Origin of the sequence: Pseudomonas sp. 44 R 15 (assembly GCF_900004965.1) — a bacterium.
Lineage (GTDB): Bacteria > Pseudomonadota > Gammaproteobacteria > Pseudomonadales > Pseudomonadaceae > Aquipseudomonas > Aquipseudomonas orientalis_A.
On the sequence record NZ_CVTU01000088.1, the window covers coordinates 114,274 to 135,636 of the forward strand.

The window sequence follows — 21,363 nt, forward strand, 5'->3', positions numbered from 1 at the left end:
TCCTGCCGGGTTGCCCACGGATTCAAGCCTGCGTTCGGCCAGCGTGGTTTAACGGGGCGCCTGAGATCAAGATCAAAAGCAGATCAAGATCAAGAGCGGCTCGCTTCGCATCGTGGTTACCGGCTACGGCGGTGTGTAGCTATGCCCCGATGTGTAAAGTCGGTAAATGCATCGGTGACTGACACATCGCTATCGGGAGCAAGCTCCCTCCCACATTTGGACCCGGGTGTATCTCGGACCAGACTCGGCAAGGGTTTATGAGAAGAATTCATGAATGCGCCAGGCGCCGGCATGTTCAACCGCGCAGCACCAGTGCCATATCCGGGTATTGCGCGCACAGGAAGTCGACGAAGGCGCGCACTTTGGGCGCGGCCAGGCGCCTGGAGGTGTGCAATACCCAAAGCTGCGGCTCGATCCCGGCCACCGTGCCCCATTGCACCAGTTCGCCCCGGGCCAAGGGGGCTCCGGCGATGGACTGGGGAATAAGGGCCGCGCCACCACCGGCGATCGCTGCATCGCGCACCATCAGTAGCGAAGAAAACTGCAGCCTGGGGATCGGCTCCAGTATCAACTCCCCGCCGTCCAGGTGCCATTGGGTCGGCGTGAAGCCCGTTGTGACGATGCTGCCTACGCACCTGATCGCGCCAGGCTGCGGTTTGGGTATTTGCGGCGCTGCCACCACGATCAGGCGGTCGGTGGCGAAGCACCTGCCGACCAGGTCGCTGTCCGGGCTCGGGTTGATGCGAATGGCGACGTCGAATTGTTCTTCAACCAGATCCACCTGGCGATCGTCGGCCACGACCTCAATCACAACCTCCGGATAAGCTGCGCAGAAGCGGGCGCCAATCGCACCCATGGCCAGCTGGGAGAACAGGATCGGCGCCGCCACGCGCAAACGACCGCGTGGCGTCGAGACGCCCTCGCGTGCGGCGGTCATTGCGTCAGTCACTTCCCCCAGCGGGCCTTGGGTTCGCGACATCAGCAGCTCGCCGGCTTCGGTCAGTTTCAGCCCGCGCGCACTGCGCTCAATCAGCCGCACACCCAGCTGCTCTTCCAGGTCGGCGATTCGGCGCGACAGCGTGGCCTTGGACACGCCGCTCGCACGGCTGGCCTTGCCCAGGCCTTCGTGGGTGGCGACCTGGATGAAGTCGATCAGCGCGTTGAGGTTCATGGTGTTCCGTTTTTGAGACGAGGTGTCTGGATTCTGTGGTCTTCGTTTTCTTTATGCAACGGTCTACTTTGCATTCGAACCCCAACCCACTGATCCACCCGCAGGAGTTTCAACCATGAGCATTCTTGTCATCGGCGCCACCGGCACCCTCGGTTCACTCGTCACCCAGGGCCTTGCCGCGCAAGGCGCGCAGGTCAACGCCCTGGTGCGCCAGGCAGGTAAACGGGCATTCCCGGCCGGCGTCACCCAAGTGGTCGGCGACCTCACTGATGTCGCGTCCATGCGCGCCGCGCTGGCGTCGGTGCGCACCCTGTTTCTGCTCAATGCCGTCACGCCCGACGAGGTGACGCAGGCGCTCATCGCGTTGAACCTCGCTCGGGAGGCCGGTATCCAGCGCATCGTTTATTTGTCCGTGATCCATGCCGACACTTTCACCCAGGTGCCGCATTTCACCGGCAAGCACACCGTTGAACGCATGATCGACAGCCTCGACCTTCCGGCGACGGTATTGCGCCCGGCGTACTTCATGCAAAACGACCGCATGGTCCAGCAGACGATCCAGGACTATTCGGTGTACCCGATGCCTATCGGCTCGGCCGGTGTGGCCATGATCGATACGCGGGACATTGCCGATATAGCCGTTGCAGAGCTGTTGCGACGCGATCGCTCCGCGACTGCGCTGGAGCGCGTGACGCTGGAACTGGTGGGGCCGCAGGCGCTAACGGGGGCCGGTGTGGCCAAACTCTGGAGTTCGGCCCTGGGCCGCGAGATCGCCTATGGCGGCGATGACGTTGCCGCGTTTGAAACACAGTTGGCCGCCTACGGTCCGGCCTGGCTGGCGTATGACATGCGCCTGATGATGGAAGGTATCCAGGCGTTCGGCATGCAGGCAGCGGAGGGCGCCGTGGCGCGGCTTGAGGCGATCATCGGGCGCCCGTTGCGCACGTATCAGGACTTCGTGAGTGAGTCGGTCACCAAAACAACGGCTTAATCCGCTGCCTGTGAGCGCGGTCGAGCCTCGCCATGGCTCGACCGCTCAGGTATTGAATCAGGGATGAAACCTGCGCCCCAGCGCATCCAGGCGTACGGCGATCGGTGGCAGGCGTTCGCTGCTGCGGGCCAGGGTTTCCACGTCGTCGGCGGTATTTTGCGCGATGTGCTGCACCGATTGCAGACGCTCGACAATTTCCAGGTTCGCCGAGCTTTGTTCGCGGGTGGTGGTGACGATGCGGCCATTGAGTTGGTCGATATGCGCAATGTCTTCGCCCACTGCGCGCAGCATATCGACGGCCACTTGGCTGTCTTCCACGCAACGCTCCACACCCTGGCGGCTGTCGTGCATGGCTTCGACCGCCTGGCGGCTGCCTTGCTGCAAGCCTTCGATGATGGTCCTGATTTCCTGGGTGGAGAGGGCGGTACGCTGGGCCAGGCTGCGCACCTCGTCGGCGACTACGGCAAAACCACGGCCTTGTTCGCCGGCGCGGGCGGCTTCGATGGCGGCGTTGAGGGCGAGCAGGTTGGTCTGGTTGGCGATGCTGCTGATCACCTCCAGCACCGAGCCGATTTGCTCCGCCTGCACGGCCAGCGATTGCACGGTCAATTGCGTGCCATTGATGCGCGAGGCCAGTTGCGTGATTTCATGCTGGGCGCGACCCACGCTTTGCTGACCGCGCTCAATCTGCTGGCTGGCTTGGCCGGCGTGCTCCACGGCCTGTTCGACGTGCACGGTGATGTGACCCGTGGCGTCTTCCATGCGCTGCATCGAGCCGGTCATTTCATTGATTTGCGCCAGTTGATGCCGCGCGCCTTTTTCCAGGGTGCCGCTGGCCGTGGCCAGTTCCTGGCCGAGTTGGCCCAGGCCATGGGAATCGCGTGCGACGCCGTCGATCAGGTGAGTGAGCTGCTGCAGGAAGTGGTCGAAGCGCTTGGCCAGGGACACGCGCTCCTTGTCCTCACCCTTGGCCGTTTCTTCGCTGAACTGCGAGGTGACGGCGAGCATTTTTTCCAGCATTTCCTGGCTTTCGACCGCCTCGGCGTGGCTGTGCACGGCGAGGTAGAGCAGGGCGACGGATTCCATCACCACATAGAAGGCGTGGACGAAGATCATGGTCCAGCCGCCGTGGTGTTCCATCACAAACACCGGCCAGCCTTGGTGCTGCAGGGCGTGGAACACCAGGTGATGCACGGCGATGGTCAGTGCCGCCACCAGGATCGGCAGCCAGTCACGGTAGAACGTCAACACCGCGAGCAGCGCGAAGATACCAAAGTGCGCTTCGATCACACCGTGCGCCTGGTTGATGTGCAAGGCGGCCATCACCATGAGGCCGGCACCGAGTGCGCAGCGCATCACACGGGTGCCGCCGATGACGCGATACAGCGCGGTCAGCACCACGCCGGTGCCGCCACCAACGATCAACGCCTGGGTGAAGGTGTCATGCCAGAACCCCAGCCCGAGGGAGAACAGGAACATCAGCCAGATCAGCGCCAGCATGATGCGGTCGGCCTTGCGGTAGTGCTCCAGAAAGCGTGTGCGGAGGGGCATTCACGTTTACTCCATGTGGGTTGGCCAGGAATCTAGCACGCGGCGTGCCACGCGCGCGGCCGGTAAAGAGCCAGGCGGGTGCGGCGTCAAGGTCCGACAATCGGTTATCGGCACGTCGCAGGGAGACTTTAAGAACGGCTGCCCGAGCGGGCAGCCGAGGTTGCAATGACGATCAGAAGCTGTACTTGGCCGTCAGCATCATGTTGCGCGGGCTGCCGTAGGAGTCGCCGCCATAGCTGACGGACTCGGAGATGGACTGGTAGTAGTGGCGGTCAAAGATATTGTTGGCGTTGAGTTGCAGATCCAGATGCTGGTTGACGCGGTACCCGGCCATCAGGTCGGTGACGGCGTAGCCGCCTTGCTTGAGCCGATAGGTAATGCCGTCCGCCAACTGGATGTCGTTGTACATGCGGCTCTGCCAGGACACGTTGCCGCCCACGCGAAGTTTTTCCAGCGGGCCCTGGAAGTTGTAGCGGGTGGTGACCTTGAACAGGTGTTCCGGGGTGTCGGTGTCGAACTGCTTGTTGACCTTCTGCGGGTTGGCGGCGTCCTTGATCGTGTGGGTGCGCGCGTAGGTGTAGCCACCGCCGACCTGCCAGTTCTCGGTCAAGGCGCCCTGCAATTCGAAGTCGATACCCTGGCTGCGAATCTCCCCCGAGGCTTGATAGCAGGACGCCTGCGGGCAGTCCGGCACAACGATCTGCACGGCACGGTTTTCCTGGTCGACACGGAACAGCGCCACGCTGGCATTCAGCGCGCCGCCCAGGTATTCGCCCTTGATGCCCACTTCATAGTTTTTGCCGACAATGGGCTTGAGCGGAGTGGCACCGGTGCTCTTTTCTTTTTGCGGCGTGAAGATGTCGCTGTAGCTGGCATACACCGAGTGCTGGTCATTGAGCTCGTAGATCAGGCCTGCATAGCGGGTGAGGTTGCGGGTGACCTTATAGTCGCCGTCACCGTCGCGGTTGTCATAGTCGTACCAGTCCAGGCGCCCGCCGAGTATCAGCTTGAGCGGGTCGGCCAGGCTCAGGCGCGTGGTGACGTAGACACCGTCCTGGGTGGTGACGTCACGCTGGTTGGTGGTGCGGGTGAAGTTCGGCTTGCCGGCATTGATCGGCCAATTCAGATCGTACGGGCTGTAGTTGTGGGTGGTCATGTCGAAGATGCGCTTGCTGGCGCCCACCACCAGCTCATGGGTGCGCCCGAATGCCTGGAACGGGCCGCTGACAAAGGCGTCGAGCCCGGCCTGGTTTTCATCGATGGCGGCCTGGTACACCGTGCGGCCCAGGGTGTTCTCGACCCAGCGCGACTGGTAGGAGCCGGAGAACAGCGCGTTTTGTTCGGCGTAGTTGGCATTGACCTGCAGTTTCCAGTCGTTGGCCAGTTGCTGGCGCAGTTCGACGAATACGGTGTTGATCTCCTGGTCCTTGTTCTCCCAGTCGGTACCGGGATTGTAGGAACGCGACAGGCCAAGGTGATGGCCATCCAGGCCGATCATCGACGAGCCCCAGAAGTAGTTGGTCTTGTCTTTCTGGTTGGAGTAGCCGAGGGTCAGGCTCGTGTCCTCGCTCAGGTCGGCTTCGGTCACGGCATAGAACAGGCCGTGATCCTGCTCGACCTTGTCGATGAAACTGTTGGCGTCGCGGTAGGAGGTGACCACCCGGCCACGCCAGGTGCCGCTGTCGTTGAGGGGGCTGGAGGCGTCGAGTTCGCCACGGTAGTCGTCCCAACTGCCGGCAGCGCCGGTCAGGGTGACTTTCTGCTCGTCCAGGGGCCGCTTGCGAATCAGGTTGATGGCCGCCGCCGGGTTGCCGGCGCCGGTCACCAGGCCGGTAGCGCCGCGTACCACCTCGACGCGATCGAACATCGCCAGGTTCGGCTGAGCGCCTACATTGACGCCGTTATAGCCACTGGGAATGCCGTCGTACATCAGGTTGTCGACGTTGAAACCGCGCGCGGTGTAGGCCTGCCGACCGGGGCCGTTGGAGTAGTTGAGGAACAATCCCGGGGTGGCATTGACCACGTCGTTGATGCTGGTCATCGCCTGGTCATCCATGCGCTGACGGGTAATCACGGTGACGGCCTGTGGGGTTTCGCGCAGGGTCAGCGGCAGCTTGGTCGCGGTGCTCATGGAGCCTGTGGTGTACGACTGGCTGCCCTCGGTGGTTTCGCCAAGCTGCTGGCCGGAAACCTCTGTGGCGCCCAGTTCTATAGTGGCGGGCTGAGTGGCGGCGCCGGTGGCGAGGGCCGCGTGGGAGGTGGTCAGACAGATAGCCATCGCTATCAAACTGGGTGAAAACCCTTTACCGCCGTGGTGTTGCACAGACATGAACGTAACTCTCCCCGAATGCCGTCCGTGGCGAACAATAAATCTGTTGATAATTATTCGCATCAGTGTGGCAGATCGGGTCTGTAGGAAAAAGCCCTAAGAATGAATCAGTTAACGAATTTTTCACGCGCGGAGCAGTGGCGTTTTGCCGCCTCCCGCTAGGTGAGGACGATTTCGTAAGGCTCACGCATGCGCTCCAGCAACACTTGGGCGAGCATCGGCGCCAGGCCGATGGCGGGGTCGCCCGTGAGCTGGCTGGCATAGGCATGCAAGGCGTGGAGTTTGTGCGCCACGCTCCAGGTATCCAGGCACACCTTGCGCGCACGCTGCCACGGCATCACCGAGCCTTCGCGTGCGGGCCAGTGCCAGGCCCACATCGGCAGCTCATACAACCGCGCGCCCACCCGATTGCATGCGTCGGCGCTGGCACGGCCGACGGCTTCGTGATCATCGTTGCCATCATGGCGCCAAGTGGTAAACACCACGTCATCCGGCATCAGGTAACGGGCGATGAATTGGCTCATCTGTTGCTCGTGGCTGGCCAGGGCGTTGTCGCAAAACCCGCCACGAATCCATTTCAGGCTGTGCAGCGGCATACCCAGGCGGCGCAGCGCTTCGGCGCTTTCCTGGGGACGAATCACACTCAGGCGCCCGGCCGACCAGACCCGGGAGCCGGGGTGGCTGGCGCTCCCATCGGTGATAGAGATCAGTTTCAACGGGTTTTTACGGGTACTGAGCATTTGCAGCAGGCCCCCGCAGATGAGCACTTCATCGCCCGGGTGGGGCGCGATCACCACCACGCGGGCACTCGGCGGTACGAGGCCGGCCAGACTGATGAAGGGAATCTGCGCCAACTGTGGCGCGCTGTTCCAGATTTGCGCGGGGCCGCGACGGCCCTCGCTTAACGAGGCGGTTCTCATGGGGTGCTACATCCTTGTCGGTGGACGCTCTTGTGCTCACCTCAGGCTGCGCTGCGGTGAGTGCGCGGCGCTCCGATCCTGGAGCGCCGTGCGAGAAGGTATGAGCATAGACAACGACGAACGGGCGCAACGTCGTATTTTTACGAAACCTGCAGCAGGCCCTTCAAGTAATCACCGAAGCCACCCTGGGCGCGGCAATCCAGGCGTGCGCTGGTAATTACCTGGGGGGAATGGCTCCAGGCGATGGACGCGCCGCAGCGCTCCAGATTGCGCACCAATTGCACATCCTCATGGCAGGCCAGCGGTTCGAAGCCACCGGCCTGTAAGTAGGCGCTGGCGCTGATGCCCAGGTTGGCGCCGTGGATATGTCGATGCCCGTCGCGGGCTTCGTAGGCCTGGTGATAGCGTATCTGGGCCGCCGCGTCGAAGCCTTCGCTCCAGGCGTCCACGGTCACGGTGCCGCAGACCGCGTCGCAGCCCAGCGCCAGTTGCGCCACCAGCCAGTCCGGGGCAACGCGGCTGTCGGCGTCCGTACAGGCGATCCAGCGCGCGCCCTGATTCAGCAGATGCCGCGCCCCCGCACCGCGGGCATGCCCGACATTACGGGCCTGCACCGGCAGGCTGTGCACCCCGTGCGCCTGGGCAATCGCCGCACTGGCATCGCTGCAACTGTCGAGGACGACCAGGATGTGCACCGCTTCACCCTGCAATTCCGGATGGGTGGCGGCGATTGACGCAGCGTTCAGACATTCGCCCAACAGCGCTTCTTCGTTATGCACCGGAATCAGGATGCCGATCATCGCAGGCCCTCGAGGCGCGCCACCGAGGCGCCATCCCGGCCCCACAGGTCGAGCAGAAAATCGTCTTCATGGTGGCGTACCACCGCGTGCAGCCCCAGTCGTTGCTCAAGCAGCGCATGCACCTGTTCGGCGGTTTGCGGGCAGCCTTCGATGCGCGGGCGCCAATGGCAGGCCAGCAGTTGGCCGCCCTCCGCCAGGGCGGCGAGGCAGTGCTCGGCCAGGCGCTCAAGATCAGCAGCGTCCAGGTAGTAACAGAACTCGCTCAATACGATGAGATCGAATTGCCCTGATGGCCATTGTTCGGGCAGACAGCGCTGCTCTATCTGCACGTTGGAAAAACCGGCCAGCCGCTTGCTGGCCAGCGCCACCGCAGCGCTCGCCGTATCGCAGCACAGCAGGCGATCACAACGCGCCGCCAGCTCGGCGCTCAGCTCGCCATTGGCGCAGGCGGGCTCGAACACCGAGGTGTAGCGCGCTCGGGTCAGGACGGCCAGGGTCAATGCGCGTTTGCGCTGTTCGTACCAGCGTTGACGAAACGCCCAAGGGTCGTCGTTGCCTTCGAACATCCGGTCGAAATAAGGCGTCGTCACGCTCACACGAACACCACTTCGAAAGGTTGCAGCAAACGCTCCACCACATAGGGTGCCAATACAGGCGGCAGGCCGACTTGCGGGTCGCCCTCCAACTGGCTGGCGAAGGCGTGGATAGCATGGCGTTTGCGCGCCACCTGTTCGGGCGTCAAAGGGATCTTGCGCGCCCGGTCCCAAGGCACCATGCCATCTTCGGCAGTCGCCCAGTGCCAGGTCCACACCGGCAGTTCGTACAGGGTCGCGCCCACTGCCTGGGCGGCTTTCGCGCTGGCGCGGCCGACCGCCTCATGGTCGCAATGCCCGTCTTCACGCCAAGTGGCGAACACCACGTCGTCGGGCTTGAGGTAGCGCTGGATGAAGGCGGCCAGTTCTTCCTCGCGCTCGGCGACCTTGCTGTCGGTAAACCCGGCGCGCAGCCACTTCAAACTGTGCAGCGGCAAACCCAGGCGGTGCAGGGCCTGCGCCGATTCCTGCGGGCGCACCACGCTCAGGCGTTGCACCGGCCACAGTTCGGAGCCCGGATGGCTGGCGCTGCCGTCGGTGACCGAGATCAACTGAATGGGCCGGTCCAGGGCAGCCAGACCCTGCAGCAAACCGCCGCTGCCGAGCACTTCATCGTCCGGGTGCGGGGCGATGATCACCGCGCGTCGCCCCTGCGGTACCAGTTGCTCGACGCTGATATGCGGCAGTTCAGCCAGGCGCGACGACGTTTGCCAATAATGCAGCGGCGTGCCCTGGCCAACAATCGGGTTGGGTTTCATAACTGCCACCTCCCTGACGGCTCGCCCGCCACCTGTTCGCCCAGGGCGGCCAGGTCGCGCTCGGCATGACTTTGACGCACATACACCGGCAAGTCCGCCATCAATTGGGCGAAGTGCGGGTCCTTGCAGTAAGGCCCGGCCCCCACGGCGCGCCCGACATGATGGATCACCTGCTCGACGGTTTCCTCGACGCACGCGCGCACTTGTTGGGCCAGCAGCCGGGCATCGGCGGTCGGTGCCCGGTCGACCTGCTCGGCGCTGGCGCGCAGCACGCAGGCCGCACTGTTGAGTGCGCTGTCCACCGCGCCCAGGTGGGCCAGGGCATGGGGCTCGGGATGCTTGGCGCACTGCTCGCGCAGCACTTCGGCCAGGCGCTGCGCCGCGCCATACCAGCACGCCGCAATGCCGATGCCGCCGTGCCAAAAGCCCGGTCGCGCCAGGTAGTCGCCCGGGCCGCCCACCGCAAGGCCGCGTGCCTCGTTGAAGACGATCTCGACACTGCCTGTAGCCGCCATGCCCACCGCATTCCAGCCTTCATTGGTCACGGTGACGCCGGGCTGGTCCATCGCCACGGCAACCAACTGCTGGCGATCTTCTTCATCCCACGCGGTCAACAACCCGTGCGAGACAACGGACGCCCCGGAGCACCAGGCTTTACGCCCGTCGACGATCAGCCGTTGGCCGTCGCGCCGCACGCGCGCCCTGGCGCTCGGCGGCTCGGCGGCCCACATCCCCCAGGTGCTGCCCAACGGCGGCAGCGGACTGTCGAGTTCGGCAATGATCGCCAGGGCGTCGGTGTGGCCTTCGAACAGTTTGCACAAGCGCAGGTCATGGCCGGCGACTTGCGCCAGCCCGCTGTAACGCTCCAGCGTCTGGCCGCTGCCGGGCAAGGGCAGCTGGTCCAGGCCTTCTTCCTGAAGGTCCTTTAAGGCATTACCCAGGGCTTGCGTATTGGCATAGCCCCGGTAGCCGGAAAGGAATCCGTGCAACGCCATTTCACACCTCGTCGTCGTGATGCAGTTCAAACAGTAGCAGCGAGCGGCCGGTGGCGGCGTACTCGTGCTCAAATTCAAAGCGCTCCTGGCCACGCACTGCCGGGTCATTGGTATCGAGCAGGCAATTCCAGTACTCGCCCTGGGGCACCGGTGGCAGACGGAAATTGACCATGTCGTGATGGGCATTGACCACCAGCAACAACGTCGCGTCGGCGCCGGCACGGCGAATCCCGGTCTCCTGAGCGCGGCCATCCATCAGCATGCCCAGGCAACGGCCATGGCTGTCTTCCCACTGCTCGGTGGTCATTTCATTGCCATCCGGCGCCAGCCAAGTGACGTCTTTTACGCCGATATCTTCGTTGTAGTCACCGACCAGGAAGCGCCCACGGCGCAGGATCGGGTACGCCAGGCGCAGCTTGATCAGGCGCTTGACGAACTTGAGCAGTGCCTTGCCGTCGTCGTCCAGGTCCCAGTTGACCCAACCGATCTCGCTGTCCTGGCAGTAGGCATTGTTGTTGCCGTGCTGGGTGCGGGCGAATTCATCGCCGGCCACGATCATCGGCGTGCCTTGGGCCAGCAGCAGGGTGGCGAAGAAGTTGCGCATCTGGCGCAGGCGCAGCGCGTTGATTTCCGGGTCGTCGGTAGGGCCTTCGGCGCCGTGGTTCCACGACAGGTTGTTATTGCTGCCGTCCTGGTTGTTCTCGTCGTTGGCTTCGTTGTGCTTGTCGTTGTAGGACACCAGGTCATGCAGGGTGAACCCGTCATGAGCCGTGATGAAGTTCACCGAGCTGTAAGGCCGGCGCCCACGGTGGTTGAACATCTCGCCCGATGCGGTCATGCGTCCGGCGAAGTCCGCCAACTGGCCGTCGTCGCCTTTCCAGAAGGCACGCACGGTGTCGCGGAAACGGTCGTTCCATTCCGCCCAGCCCGGCGGGAAGTTGCCCACCTGATAGCCGCCGGGGCCGCAGTCCCAGGGTTCGGCGATCAGTTTGAGCTGACGCAGGATAGGGTCCTGGCGGCATGCCACGAGGAAGCTGTGACGTTCGTCAAAGCCGTCGCGATAGCGGCCGAGGATCGTCGCCAGGTCGAAGCGGAAACCATCGACGTGCATCTCGGTCGCCCAGTAACGCAGGGAGTCGGTGACCATCTGCAGCACGCAGGGGTGACTCAGGTCCAGGGTGTTGCCCGTGCCGGAATCATTGATGTAGAAGCGTTTTTCGTCGGGCATCAGCCGGTAGTACGAAGCGTTGTCGATGCCGCGCATGGACAGGGTAGGGCCGCGCTCGTTGCCTTCGGCAGTGTGGTTGTAGACCACGTCGAGGATCACTTCGAGCTTCTGCTCATGCAGGTGCGCGACCATTTCCTTGAACTCGGCGATCTTGCCGCTGGCCAGGTAGCGCGGGTCGGGGGCAAAAAACGCAATGCTGTTGTAGCCCCAGTAGTTGGTCATGCCTTTTTCCAGCAGATGCTGGTCGTTGACGAAGGCATGCACGGGCAACAGCTCGACCGAAGACACCCCCAACTGGCGGATATGCTTGAGCACGTCATCTTCCATCAGCCCCGCGCAGGTGCCGCGCACGGATTCGCCGACCGAAGGATGGCGCATACTGATGCCGCGCAGGTGGGTTTCATAGATGATCGTACGGTCCCATGGCACGCGCACCGGCTGGTCATTACCCCAGGTGTGCGCCGGGTCGATGACCTTGCACTTGGGCACGAAGGGCGCGCTGTCGCGCTCGTCGAAGCTGAGGTCGTCGTCGGGGTGGCCGATGGTGTAGCCAAACAGCGCTTCGGACCATTTGAGTTCGCCCACCAGTTGCTTGGCATAGGGGTCGATCAGCAATTTGTTGTGGTTGAAGCGATGGCCGTTTTCCGGGTCGTAAGGGCCATACACACGGTAGCCGTAAATCAGCCCGGGGTGGGCGTCGGGCAGGTAGCCGTGGAAGATCTCGTCGGTGTATTCGGGCAGCTCGATGCGCTCCAGTTCCACTTCACCGGCATCGTCGAACAGGCACAGCTCGACCTTGGTGGCGTTGGCGGAAAACAGCGCAAAGTTGACGCCCAGGCCGTCCCAGGTGGCGCCAAGCGGGAAGGGCAGGCCTTCACGAATCCGCGACGGCTCATGGTCCGGCGTGGTTGAGGCTTTATCGGGTTGGCTCATGGTGTTGCTCCTGCAAGGGTTCTTTTTTCGGGCCGAACGCGGCCGTACTGACAGTTATTCAGCGTATGACGTAGATAGATAAAGTCCCCCTGACGGCGATGCGCTCAGGGGGCGCGGCGATCGATAAGCTTAGGGTTTGGGCTTTTTCGGTGCTGCGGGCTTCTTTGGCGCAGGCTTGGCGGCGGCAGGCGCCGCAGGCTTGGCTTTGGGTGCAGGCTTGGGCGCGGTCTTGGGCTTGGCGGCCGGCTTGGGCTTGCTTGGCGTCAATGCCTCGGCTTCGGCCAGCTTGCGCGCCATTTCCCAGTGACGAGCATCTTCACCGTGGGGTTTGCCTTCGGACTCCCAGATCTGATGGGCCAGTTCGCGGATGCGTTTGTCTTCATTACTCATCACACACTCCTCAGAAAATGTTCAGCTTTCTTGAATATCGGCATTGATAAAGACATTGACCGGGAAATCCCCCAGGGCAGCGCTGATCAACAGCTCCTTGTCTGGTGTGACTGCGCTTGTTTGAAAAAGTCCCTTCCAGTTTTGTGTTGTGGCGGCGAACGGTAATTTCACCCGCGTATCGCCCCAAATCCGGGCAGGAATCAGGGGTTGCAGCGCATTTTCGAGCAGGCGCCGGGGCCAGCGTGGCACCACCACCAACACGTGTCTGCCCTGCAGTTCTCGGCAGAACGCAACGACATGATCGGCCTGTGGGCCAACCACCTCCAGGGCGGTGTAGGCGCCGTCGCTGAACAGCTCGACGTTAGCCTTGCGCAAGGCCAGTACCTGCGCGATCACCGCTTGCTTGATACGCCCGTCGCGCCAGTTGGACAGCAGCTCACCGATGTCCGCCGGGTTATCCAGCGCGCGTTGCCGCGCCTGGAAGTCCACCGGACGCCGGTTGTCCGGGTCTACCAGACTGAAGTCCCAGAACTCATCGCCCTGGTACACGTCCGGTACACCGGGCACGCTCAGGTGAAGCAAAGTCTGCGCCAGCCCATTCAAGGCGCCGGCGGGGGCGATGGCCTGGGCTGCGTCGGCAAGCGCGTCGCGCAAGGGCTTGCCGGTTTCACTGAGCAATACGCCGTGCAGGAACGTCTCGACGCCGCGCTCATACGCCTCGTTCGGCGCGCTCCAGCTGCTTTGCAGCTTGGCTTCGCGCAACGCTTTCTGTTGCCACTGCCAGAGGCGTTGCTGATAGGCCTCAAGGTCGGGGTTCGGCTCCAGCGGCCAACTGCCGAGCAGCACTTGATAAAGGATCAGCTCGTCGCCGGCTGATGGGCTGTCAGCCGTCTCGCGCAACGGCGCCGCCAGGCTGCGCCAGTGTTCGACCTGCTCGGCATACCAGGGCGCGCATTCACTCAACACCGCCAGGCGCGCGCGGGTGTCTTCGCCACGTTTATGGTCGTGGGTGGCGGTGGCCAGCAAGTTATGCGGAAACGTCTTCAAGCGCTGCTGGTTGGCCCCATGAAAATCGGCCAACGGCGCGCTGAACTGCTCGGTGCTGAAACCCACGTCGTTACGCGACAGCAACACGGCCGAACGATAGAACGCCGTGTCTTCCACAGCCTTGGCTGCGGCGGGCGAGGTCAGTTGCTGGAAGCGCACACAGGCATGCTTGAGCATCTTGCGCTCGCGGCCCAGCGGGCGATTGCGCCACGGTTGACCACCCAGCCATTTCTCCAGGTGATCGAGCACCGGCCAGTCGCCCTCGTTCAGGGTACTGCGCGCGCCCTCCATGGCCTGTTGGAAGACCTTGTCGTCGGCTGCGCTGCGCCCGCGAGCACTGATATAGGTGCGGTACACCGGAAAATGCACGATCAGTTCCTGCAACGCCCGGCGGATCGCGCCCAGGGTCAGGTCGCGGGTCATCACGTCGTCACGGGCCACTTGCAGCAGCGCCTGGGCGACGCTTTCGAAGTCGCCGCCCAACGAACCGTTGAGGATTTGCTGGCGGGCCAGCCGCGCCTCGTCGATAAACGCCGACGGCCGTTCGCTGTGGCGCGACCACAACTCGGCCAGCGGCGCGAAGCCGTCCGGGTGATGCTGCATCAATGACAGTTGGTTCATGAATTCGTAGCCGGTGGTGCCGTCCACTTGCCAGTCTTCGCGCAGGGTCTCGCCTTCACCGAGGATTTTCTCCACGAAGATCGGCAAATGCCGCTGCGGCGACAATGCATCCACGCGGCGCCGCAGCTTGCGGCAATAACCCCGTGGATCGGCCAGGCCGTCGATATGGTCGATGCGCAGGCCATCGATCAGGCCTGCGCTGATCAACTCGAAAATCTTGCCGTGGGTGGCTTCGAACACCGCCGTGCGCTCCACGCGCAGACCGCCCAGTTCGTTGACGTCGAAGAAGCGCCGCCAATTGATGTCGTCCGCCGCCGTGCGCCAGCTGGCGAGGCGGTAGGTCTGCTCTTCCAGCAGCCGATGCAGGCGGTCGAAACCCTCAGGCGTGCGCCCGTCGAACGCGGCGAGGCGCTGTTCGATGGCGGGCAATACCTCGCTGGCCCGCTCGGCCAGCGCCTGTTTCAGCCAGCCGGCTTCGGCGTAGGCGTCGTCCTGATACGCCAGGGCTGCAAAGCGTTCGGCCAGCGGCCTGAGCGGTTCGTCGTTGCCCAGAATCAGTGCGTAGTCCCGTGGACAGATCGGGAAACGATGCTCGTAGTGCTCAACGTAAAAGGCCCCGTGCGCCGCCTCGAATTTCAGCACCAGGCTGCCGCTTTGCAACGCTTCGCCGTAATCGCTGCCAAGGAACGGCATCAGCAGTTGGCCCTTGAGCAGCGGGTCGGGTGAGTGCCACTGAATATCGAAAAATTCGCTGTAGGGGCTCAAACGTCCCCATTCCAGCAGGTCGAGCCACCAGGGGTTGTCGGCGCCGCCCACGGCCATATGGTTGGAAACGATGTCGAGGATCAAACCCATATCGTGTTCGCGCAACGCAGCGACCAGGCGTTGCAGCGCGGCCTCACCGCCCAGTTCCGGGTTGACACAGGTAGGGTCGACCACGTCATAGCCATGCATCGAACCGGCCCGCGCCTTGAGCAGGGGCGAGGCATACAGGTGACTGATGCCCAGTCGGGCGAAATACGGCACCAACGGCACCGCATCATCCAGGGTGAAGCCTTTATGAAATTGCAGGCGCTGAGTGGCGCGCAGGGGCAGTGCTTTCATCGGTCACGCTCATAGGCTTGGTTGCGCGCAACGGCCAGCAGCTCGAGGCGGCGCGCGGCGCCGGCATTGTCGAGCAGGCTGGACGCTTCACCGGGCAGGCGGCGGCGCCAATTGGGGTGGGTGTCGGTGGTGCCGGGCAGGTTGGGTTGTTCTACCAGGCCCAGCGCATCCTCCAGGGGCAGCAGCACCAGCGGCGCACGGGTGTGGGCGAGGTAGCGCACACTGGCATCGATCATATGGTCGGTGTCGTTGCGGATCTCATCGACGAAGTTCTGCGGGTCCTGGCTCAGGGCCTGGCGCAGTGCCTGGCGTTCGCGCAGGCGGTGTTCGCTCCATTGATCCACGGTCGGCGCGTCGATCAGGCCCAGTTCGATATTCCATTCGATGTCGCGGCTGTGCCACCAGCCGTTGAGCGTCGGCAAGTCGTGAGTGCTGGTGGTGGCCAGGGCGTTGTCGGGCCAGTCGAGGATGGGTCTGAACTGGCCGTCATGGTTTTGCTCGAACAGCAACACACGCATGCCCAGAATCGCCCGGCTGCTGAGTTTTTCGCGCAGGCCGTCGGGTACGGTGCCGAGGTCCTCGCCGAGGACAATGGCCTGGTGACGATGGGATTCGAGGGCCAACAGCCGCAGCATGTCGTCCACCGGGTAATACAGGTAGGCGCCTTCGCGCGGTGAAGCTCCGTTAGGGATGACCCACAGGCGTTGCAGGCCCATCACATGGTCGATGCGCAGGCCGCCCGCGTGGGCGAAATTGGCCCGAAGCATTTCAATAAAGGCACGGAAACCGTGACGCTTGAGCCCCTCTGGCGAGAACGCGGAAATGCCCCAGCCCTGGCCTGCACGGTTGAGAATGTCCGGTGGCGCGCCGACGGTGAGGTCGGCGAGCAATTCGTCCTGGCGACTCCACGCCTGGCTGCCACCGCCGTCCGCACCCACCGCCAGGTCGGCGATCAGGCCGATGCCCATGCCGCTGCCACGCGCGGCCTGTTGCGCGCGCTGCAAACTGCGCGCGATCAACCACTGGGTAAACGCGAAATAGCCGATTTCATCACGGTGCTCCTCGGCAAACTGCGCCAGGGCCGGGCTCTGCGGCGTGCGCCAGTCCTGCGGCCAGTGACGCCAGTCGAGGTCTTCCCCGGCGGCGGCGCGCAATGCCTGCACCGCTTCGAAACGGCAGTGGTTTTCCAGGGCTTCGCCGCCGGCCTGGCGGAAACTCTGGAAATCGGCATGCTGCGGATGATGGCCGTGGCGGAAATCGTCATACAGGGCGCGCAACAGGCGCTGCTTGACCTTGGCGGCGGCAGGCCAGTCGATCAGGGTCAGCTGTTCCAGATCGTGCAGCTCATCGGCCAGGCCCGTGGCCTCGATGGCATTGCGCACTTCACGCTCGCCCAGGATGCACCCGGGCGAGGCATACAGGCTGTTGAGAAACAGCCGGCTGGAAGGCGAGTAGGGGCTGTAGCGCTCGGTGTCGGCGCTGAACATGGCGTGCATCGGGCTGATCGCCAGGGCGTCGGCCCCGCGCTCGGCGGCCGAACGGGCCAGGTGCTCCAGGGCCAGGGTGTCGCCGAAACCGCCATCACCGAGGCGGCGCAACGAGTAGAGCTGGGCGCTGAGGCCCCAGGCGCGGGCGGGGTCGTTTTGCACCGCTTCGGCCACGCTGTAGCACTGCGCGGGGGCGACAGCGAGGGTGAAGGTCTGGCCGTCGATATGCGCCTGGTGGTAGCCAAGGGCGATCACGCCGGGCAGCACGGCATCACCATCAAGACGAAGCTCCAGGCTTTCGCCATTTTCCAACTGCACGCGGCACGGCGTGTCCGGTGCAAAGAAACGTGCGAGGTCCAGGCCTTCACCGCTGTCGACGGTGATCAGCGGGGGCAGATGCTTATCCTGCTGTACCTGTTCCAACGCCTGCAGGCTGGCCTCGATGTCGGCCTCGGTATCGGCCGGGTGACCCAGCCCCTTGAGCACGGCGCGCAGGGCGTCGGGTTTCACATGTTGCGGGCGACCGTTGGCATCGATCCAATCGACGGCCAGGCCCGCGCGGCTGGCGAGTATTTCCAGGTTCGCATCGCTCAAGACTGTTCTCCAGCAGGGAATAAGGACACGCGTGCACTGAAGGGCGGCAACTGCGCCGCCGCAGACTCGGCAGGCGTTTGAAAAATCACGTGGGACGCAGCCTGCCGATCGAGGGGCTCGCTGCTCAGGTTCAGGTCGATTTGCAACACGTTGCCATTGCCCAGGCGCCAGCGCGCGCTGACGGCGCTGTCAGCCAGCACCTGCGCGCCGAGGGCCACGCTGCCAGGCAGATGAGGCACCACGTGCCGATGGCGCAGACTCAGCAAGTGGCGATAGAGCTGGGCATGCTCGTTTTCCGCCAGGGTTGGCCTGGATTGCAGGAAGGTCGTCAAGGCGTTGGGATCGGGGATACGTTCGCGCTGCTCGGGGTCATGAAACGCGGCGAAATCGGCGAACTCGTTGCGTCGACCTTCACGCACGGCCTCTGCCAGTTCCCCGTGATGGTCGGTAAAGAACAGGAAAGGCTCGGCAGCGTTGACTTCATCGCCCATGAACATCAGCGGGATCATCGGCGACAGCAGCAACAGCGCGGTCGCCGCCTTCAACGCCTGGGGCGGGCACAACTGGTGCAGGCGTTCGCCCAAGGCCCGATTGCCGATCTGGTCGTGGTTCTGCAGGAACGCCACGAACGCAGTGGGAGGCAGCTCGCCGCTGGGTTCGCCGCGTGCGTGGCCGTGGCGTGTGGTCTGGCCCTGATAGATAAAGCCTTCACCCAGGCAACGGGCGAGTTTGGCCGTGGTCTGCTCGGCGAAGTCGCTGTAGTAGGCGTCGGTTTCGCCGGTGAGCAGCACGTGCAGCACGTTGTGGAAGTCATCGTTCCATTGTGCGTCGAAATCATGTTTGAGCAGGCCGGCCTGGTTGAGCTCGTTTTCCAGCATCAGCCACACATGGCGCCCGCTATCGACCTGCTGGCGCACGCGCTGCGCCAGCTCCTGGAGAAAGCCGGGGTTGTCGATGGCGTGCACGGCGTCCAGGCGCAGGCCGTCGAAGCGGTATTCCAGCAGCCACATCAGGGCGTTATCGAGGAAGAAATCCCGCACTTCGCGGCGTTCGAAATCGATCCCCGCGCCCCACGGCGTGTGCACGTCCTCCTGGAAAAAGCCCTTGGCGTATTGGCCCAGGTAGTTGCCATCGGGACCGAAGTGGTTGTAGACCACGTCAAGGATCACCGCCAGGCCGTGCTCGTGGGCGCTGTCGATCAGGTGCTTGAGTTGTTCGGGGGAACCGTAGTTGGCGTGGGGTGCGTAGGGCAGTACCCCGTCGTAACCCCAGTTGCGTTCACCGGGAAATTGCGCGAGGGGCATCAGTTCGATGGCGGTCACGCCCAGCTCGGCCAGGCGCGGCAGGTGTTTCTCGACTTCGGCGTAACCGCCCATCGCGCCGACATGCAGTTCGTAGATGACCGCTTCGTGCCACGGGCGGCCTTGCCACTCGCTGTGCTGCCACTGATAGGCGAGCGGGTCGACCACGCGGCTCCAACCGTGCACGTCCAGGGCCTGGGCCCTGGAGGCGGGGTCCGGAACATCCCGTTCCCCGTCGATATTGAAGCGATAAAGCGTGCCGGCAGGGCAGGCTGTCTCGACTTCAAACCAGCCATCTGCCTGGGGCAGCATGGCGATAGATTTTCCTTCCTGCAATTCAACGCTGACATAAAACGCGTCTGGCGCCCACAAGGCGAAACGCGTGTGTTGCGCGTCCAGCATCAGTGCGCCGTGGGGCCAGGTTTCCAAAGTCCGTAACGGCATCTATGAAGACCTCTCTTGATTATTTAGTCGATTTCCCCAGTGCTTTAGCCACCAGTTGTTCGTACAGCTCGGCGTAGGGTTCCACCGCCTGCGACCAGTTGAACGGTTGGGTCATGGCGCGGCTGCGCATGGCGTTGAGCAGGCCGGGGAAGGAGAACACTTTGAATGCGCGCTCCAGGGCAGCCTTATAGCTGTCGACGGTGGATTCGTTGAACAGAAAACCGGTCACGCCGTCTTCAATGGTGTCGGCCAGGCCACCGGTATTGCGCGCCACCGGCAACGAGCCGAAACGCTGCGCATACATCTGGCTCAGGCCGCAGGGCTCATACCGCGAAGGCATCAATAGGAAGTCGCTGCCGGCAAACATGCGGCGGGCGTCGGTTTCGTTGAAGCCGATGCGCACGCCGACCTGGCCTGGAAAGCGCAGCGCCAGTTCGCGCATGGCTTGTTCTTCTTCCGGCTCGCCGCGCCCGATGATCGCGATCTGGCCACCGTTTTCGACGATGAGGCTGGCGACTGCTTCGGTCAGGTCCAGGCCTTTCTGGTAGACCAGGCGCGAGACCACGGCGAACAACGGGCCGGTGGAATCGTGCAGGCCGAACAGTTCGCGCACGTGGGCAGCGTTGATGGCCTTGCCTTCCCAGTCGCCGATATTGAAGTTGTGGGTCAGGTGGGTGTCGGTGGAGGTTTCCCAGCTTTCGTCGATCCCGTTGGGAATCCCGCTGAGCAGGCCCTGCTGGGTCTTGCTGGCGAGGAAACCGTCCAGGCCGCAGCCGAATTCCGGCGTGGTGATTTCCTGGGCGTAGGTGGCGCTGACCGTGGTGATATGGCTGGAATACGCCATGCCGGCCTTGAGAAACGACATCTTGCCGTAGAACTCCATGCCTTCCTGTTGCAGGGCATGGGGCGGAATGCCCAGTTCGGGGGTGCAACCCAGGCTCACCACGCCCTGATAGGCGAGGTTATGAATGGTGAACAGGGTCGGCGTGCGTGAACCACGCCAGTGCATATACGCCGGGGCCAGGCCAGCGGGCCAGTCGTGGGCGTGCACCAGGTCCGGGCACCAGTGAATCTGAGCCAGGTTGGCGGCCATGTCGGCGGCGGCCAGGCCCAGGCGGGCGAAGCGGATGTGATTGTCCGGCCAGTCGCGGCCATTGTTGGCGCCGTAGGGTGTGCCTTCGCGCTCATACAGCTCGGGGCAGATCAGCACATAGATGACCAGGCCATCCTTGAGGTCCATGCGCCCGATCTTGCACGGCGGCAGCGCAGCGTGGCCACCCAATTCGCCGATGATATGAATAGGGTTGTCGCTTTCCATCACTTGCGGGTAACCGGGGATCAGCACACGCACATCGTGCAAGTGAGCCATGGCGCGGGGCAGGGCCGCCGACACATCGCCCAGGCCGCCGGTTTTCACCAGGTCGGCAAACTCGGACGTGACAAACAGCACTTTCTTTCGGTTGGGGTTATGACTGGACACCGGCCGCACCGTGTTGAGGTCGACGACCAAAGAGGTCGACCCGCCAACTGGCTGACTAACACGCTCTCCCTGAATACTTGCTGCGGCACTGATCATAGTTCTCTCCAACGTGTTGGTTAGCTAATGGCCCGCTGCCATTAGCTCGATGACCGCTTCCTGCGGCCAAGCGCACAAGCGCACGACAATCTGGCAAGGCGTATGCCAGTTGCACAATTAACTGAAAAGATTGGATGGACGGGCATGTAGCGTGAATCGCGGAGTGCTCGCCTTGCCTTAAAACTTGACCAAGGGCCGAGTTGAAAAGTTTAGTTTTTTTGCGGGGTTTTTGTTTTGGAACGGACCCATCGGTCATGAGTCTAGGCCAGATCTCGGAGCCTGTCGGGTTTAAAAGGCATTTTTGTAGGACAAAAAACGTTTAACCTTATGCTTGCTGAGGCCCAGATCCAAATGTGGGAGGGGCGGTGCGACGATTCGACTTGCCCCCGATGGCGGTGGGTCACCGCTATCGGGGGATAGGTATCTACACAACTCCGTAGCGCCCAACCGTAACCACGATGCGAAGCGAGTCGCTCTTGATCTTGATCTGCTTTTGATCTTGATCTCAGGCGCCCCGTTAAACCACGCTG

15 protein-coding genes are annotated in these 21,363 nt (G+C 63.3%); 1 reads left to right on the forward strand and 14 read right to left on the reverse strand.

Features of this window, described 5'->3' with window-relative positions; all coding sequences use genetic code 11:
- Nucleotides 1-295 precede the first annotated feature (295 nt).
- Entirely contained in the window at nt 296-1,171 is an 876-nt protein-coding gene (locus tag BFP93_RS11765; RefSeq protein WP_065893237.1) for a LysR family transcriptional regulator, read from the reverse strand.
- A gap of 115 nt (nt 1,172-1,286) precedes the next feature.
- Here BFP93_RS11765 and BFP93_RS11770 point away from each other — a divergent pair, with 115 nt between their 5' ends.
- Nucleotides 1,287-2,162, forward strand: coding sequence for an NmrA family NAD(P)-binding protein (locus BFP93_RS11770; protein ID WP_065893238.1), 876 nt, complete (start codon nt 1,287-1,289; stop codon nt 2,160-2,162).
- 57 nt (nt 2,163-2,219) lie between these two features.
- Here the strand turns inward: BFP93_RS11770 and BFP93_RS11775 are convergent, their stop codons facing one another.
- The 13 genes from BFP93_RS11775 to glgA all read right to left on the reverse strand — a co-directional run bounded on the left by BFP93_RS11775 (nt 2,220) and on the right by glgA (nt 20,833).
- On the reverse strand, nt 2,220-3,713 hold the full coding sequence (locus tag BFP93_RS11775; RefSeq protein ID WP_065893239.1) for a methyl-accepting chemotaxis protein: 1,494 nt from the start codon (nt 3,711-3,713) through the stop codon (nt 2,220-2,222).
- A 172-nt stretch (nt 3,714-3,885) separates the two neighbouring features.
- Entirely contained in the window at nt 3,886-6,042 is a 2,157-nt protein-coding gene (locus tag BFP93_RS11780; protein WP_065893240.1) for a TonB-dependent siderophore receptor, read from the reverse strand.
- A gap of 158 nt (nt 6,043-6,200) precedes the next feature.
- On the reverse strand, nt 6,201-6,962 hold the full coding sequence (locus BFP93_RS11785) for a PIG-L deacetylase family protein (protein ID WP_065886665.1): 762 nt from the start codon (nt 6,960-6,962) through the stop codon (nt 6,201-6,203).
- 140 nt (nt 6,963-7,102) lie between these two features.
- Complete coding sequence (locus tag BFP93_RS11790; RefSeq protein ID WP_065893241.1) at nt 7,103-7,762, reverse strand: glycosyltransferase; 660 nt, start codon at nt 7,760-7,762, stop codon at nt 7,103-7,105.
- On the reverse strand, nt 7,759-8,358 hold the full coding sequence (locus BFP93_RS11795; protein ID WP_065893242.1) for a class I SAM-dependent methyltransferase: 600 nt from the start codon (nt 8,356-8,358) through the stop codon (nt 7,759-7,761). The genes BFP93_RS11790 and BFP93_RS11795 overlap by 4 nt, the downstream gene beginning before the upstream one ends.
- Nucleotides 8,355-9,113, reverse strand: a complete 759-nt coding sequence (locus tag BFP93_RS11800; RefSeq protein ID WP_065893243.1) for a PIG-L deacetylase family protein — start codon at nt 9,111-9,113, stop codon at nt 8,355-8,357. The genes BFP93_RS11795 and BFP93_RS11800 overlap by 4 nt, the downstream gene beginning before the upstream one ends.
- Nucleotides 9,110-10,108 (reverse strand): acyl-CoA dehydrogenase family protein, encoded by a 999-nt coding sequence (locus BFP93_RS11805; RefSeq protein WP_065893244.1) that lies wholly within the window; start codon nt 10,106-10,108, stop codon nt 9,110-9,112. Before BFP93_RS11805 ends, BFP93_RS11800 begins: the two co-directional genes overlap by 4 nt.
- A gap of 1 nt (nt 10,109) precedes the next feature.
- Nucleotides 10,110-12,269 (reverse strand): glycogen debranching protein GlgX, encoded by a 2,160-nt coding sequence (gene glgX / locus BFP93_RS11810; RefSeq protein WP_065893245.1) that lies wholly within the window; start codon nt 12,267-12,269, stop codon nt 10,110-10,112.
- A 129-nt stretch (nt 12,270-12,398) separates the two neighbouring features.
- The gene (locus BFP93_RS11815; protein ID WP_065885546.1) at nt 12,399-12,659 is read right to left on the reverse strand and encodes a DUF2934 domain-containing protein; all 261 of its coding nucleotides are present in this window, start codon (nt 12,657-12,659) and stop codon (nt 12,399-12,401) included.
- 21 nt (nt 12,660-12,680) lie between these two features.
- Nucleotides 12,681-15,431 carry a malto-oligosyltrehalose synthase gene (locus BFP93_RS11820; protein WP_065893246.1) on the reverse strand — a complete coding sequence of 917 codons (2,751 nt, stop codon included), beginning with the start codon at nt 15,429-15,431 and terminating at the stop codon, nt 12,681-12,683.
- Nucleotides 15,428-17,512: a 4-alpha-glucanotransferase gene (gene malQ / locus BFP93_RS11825; RefSeq protein WP_065893247.1), complete on the reverse strand. Its 2,085-nt coding sequence runs from the start codon at nt 17,510-17,512 to the stop codon at nt 15,428-15,430. Before malQ ends, BFP93_RS11820 begins: the two co-directional genes overlap by 4 nt.
- On the reverse strand, nt 17,509-19,257 hold the full coding sequence (treZ, locus tag BFP93_RS11830; protein ID WP_065893248.1) for a malto-oligosyltrehalose trehalohydrolase: 1,749 nt from the start codon (nt 19,255-19,257) through the stop codon (nt 17,509-17,511). Before treZ ends, malQ begins: the two co-directional genes overlap by 4 nt.
- A gap of 19 nt (nt 19,258-19,276) precedes the next feature.
- A complete protein-coding gene (gene glgA / locus BFP93_RS11835; protein ID WP_065893249.1) occupies nt 19,277-20,833 on the reverse strand; it encodes a glycogen synthase GlgA in 1,557 nt (518 codons plus the stop codon).
- Nucleotides 20,834-21,363 lie beyond the last annotated feature (530 nt).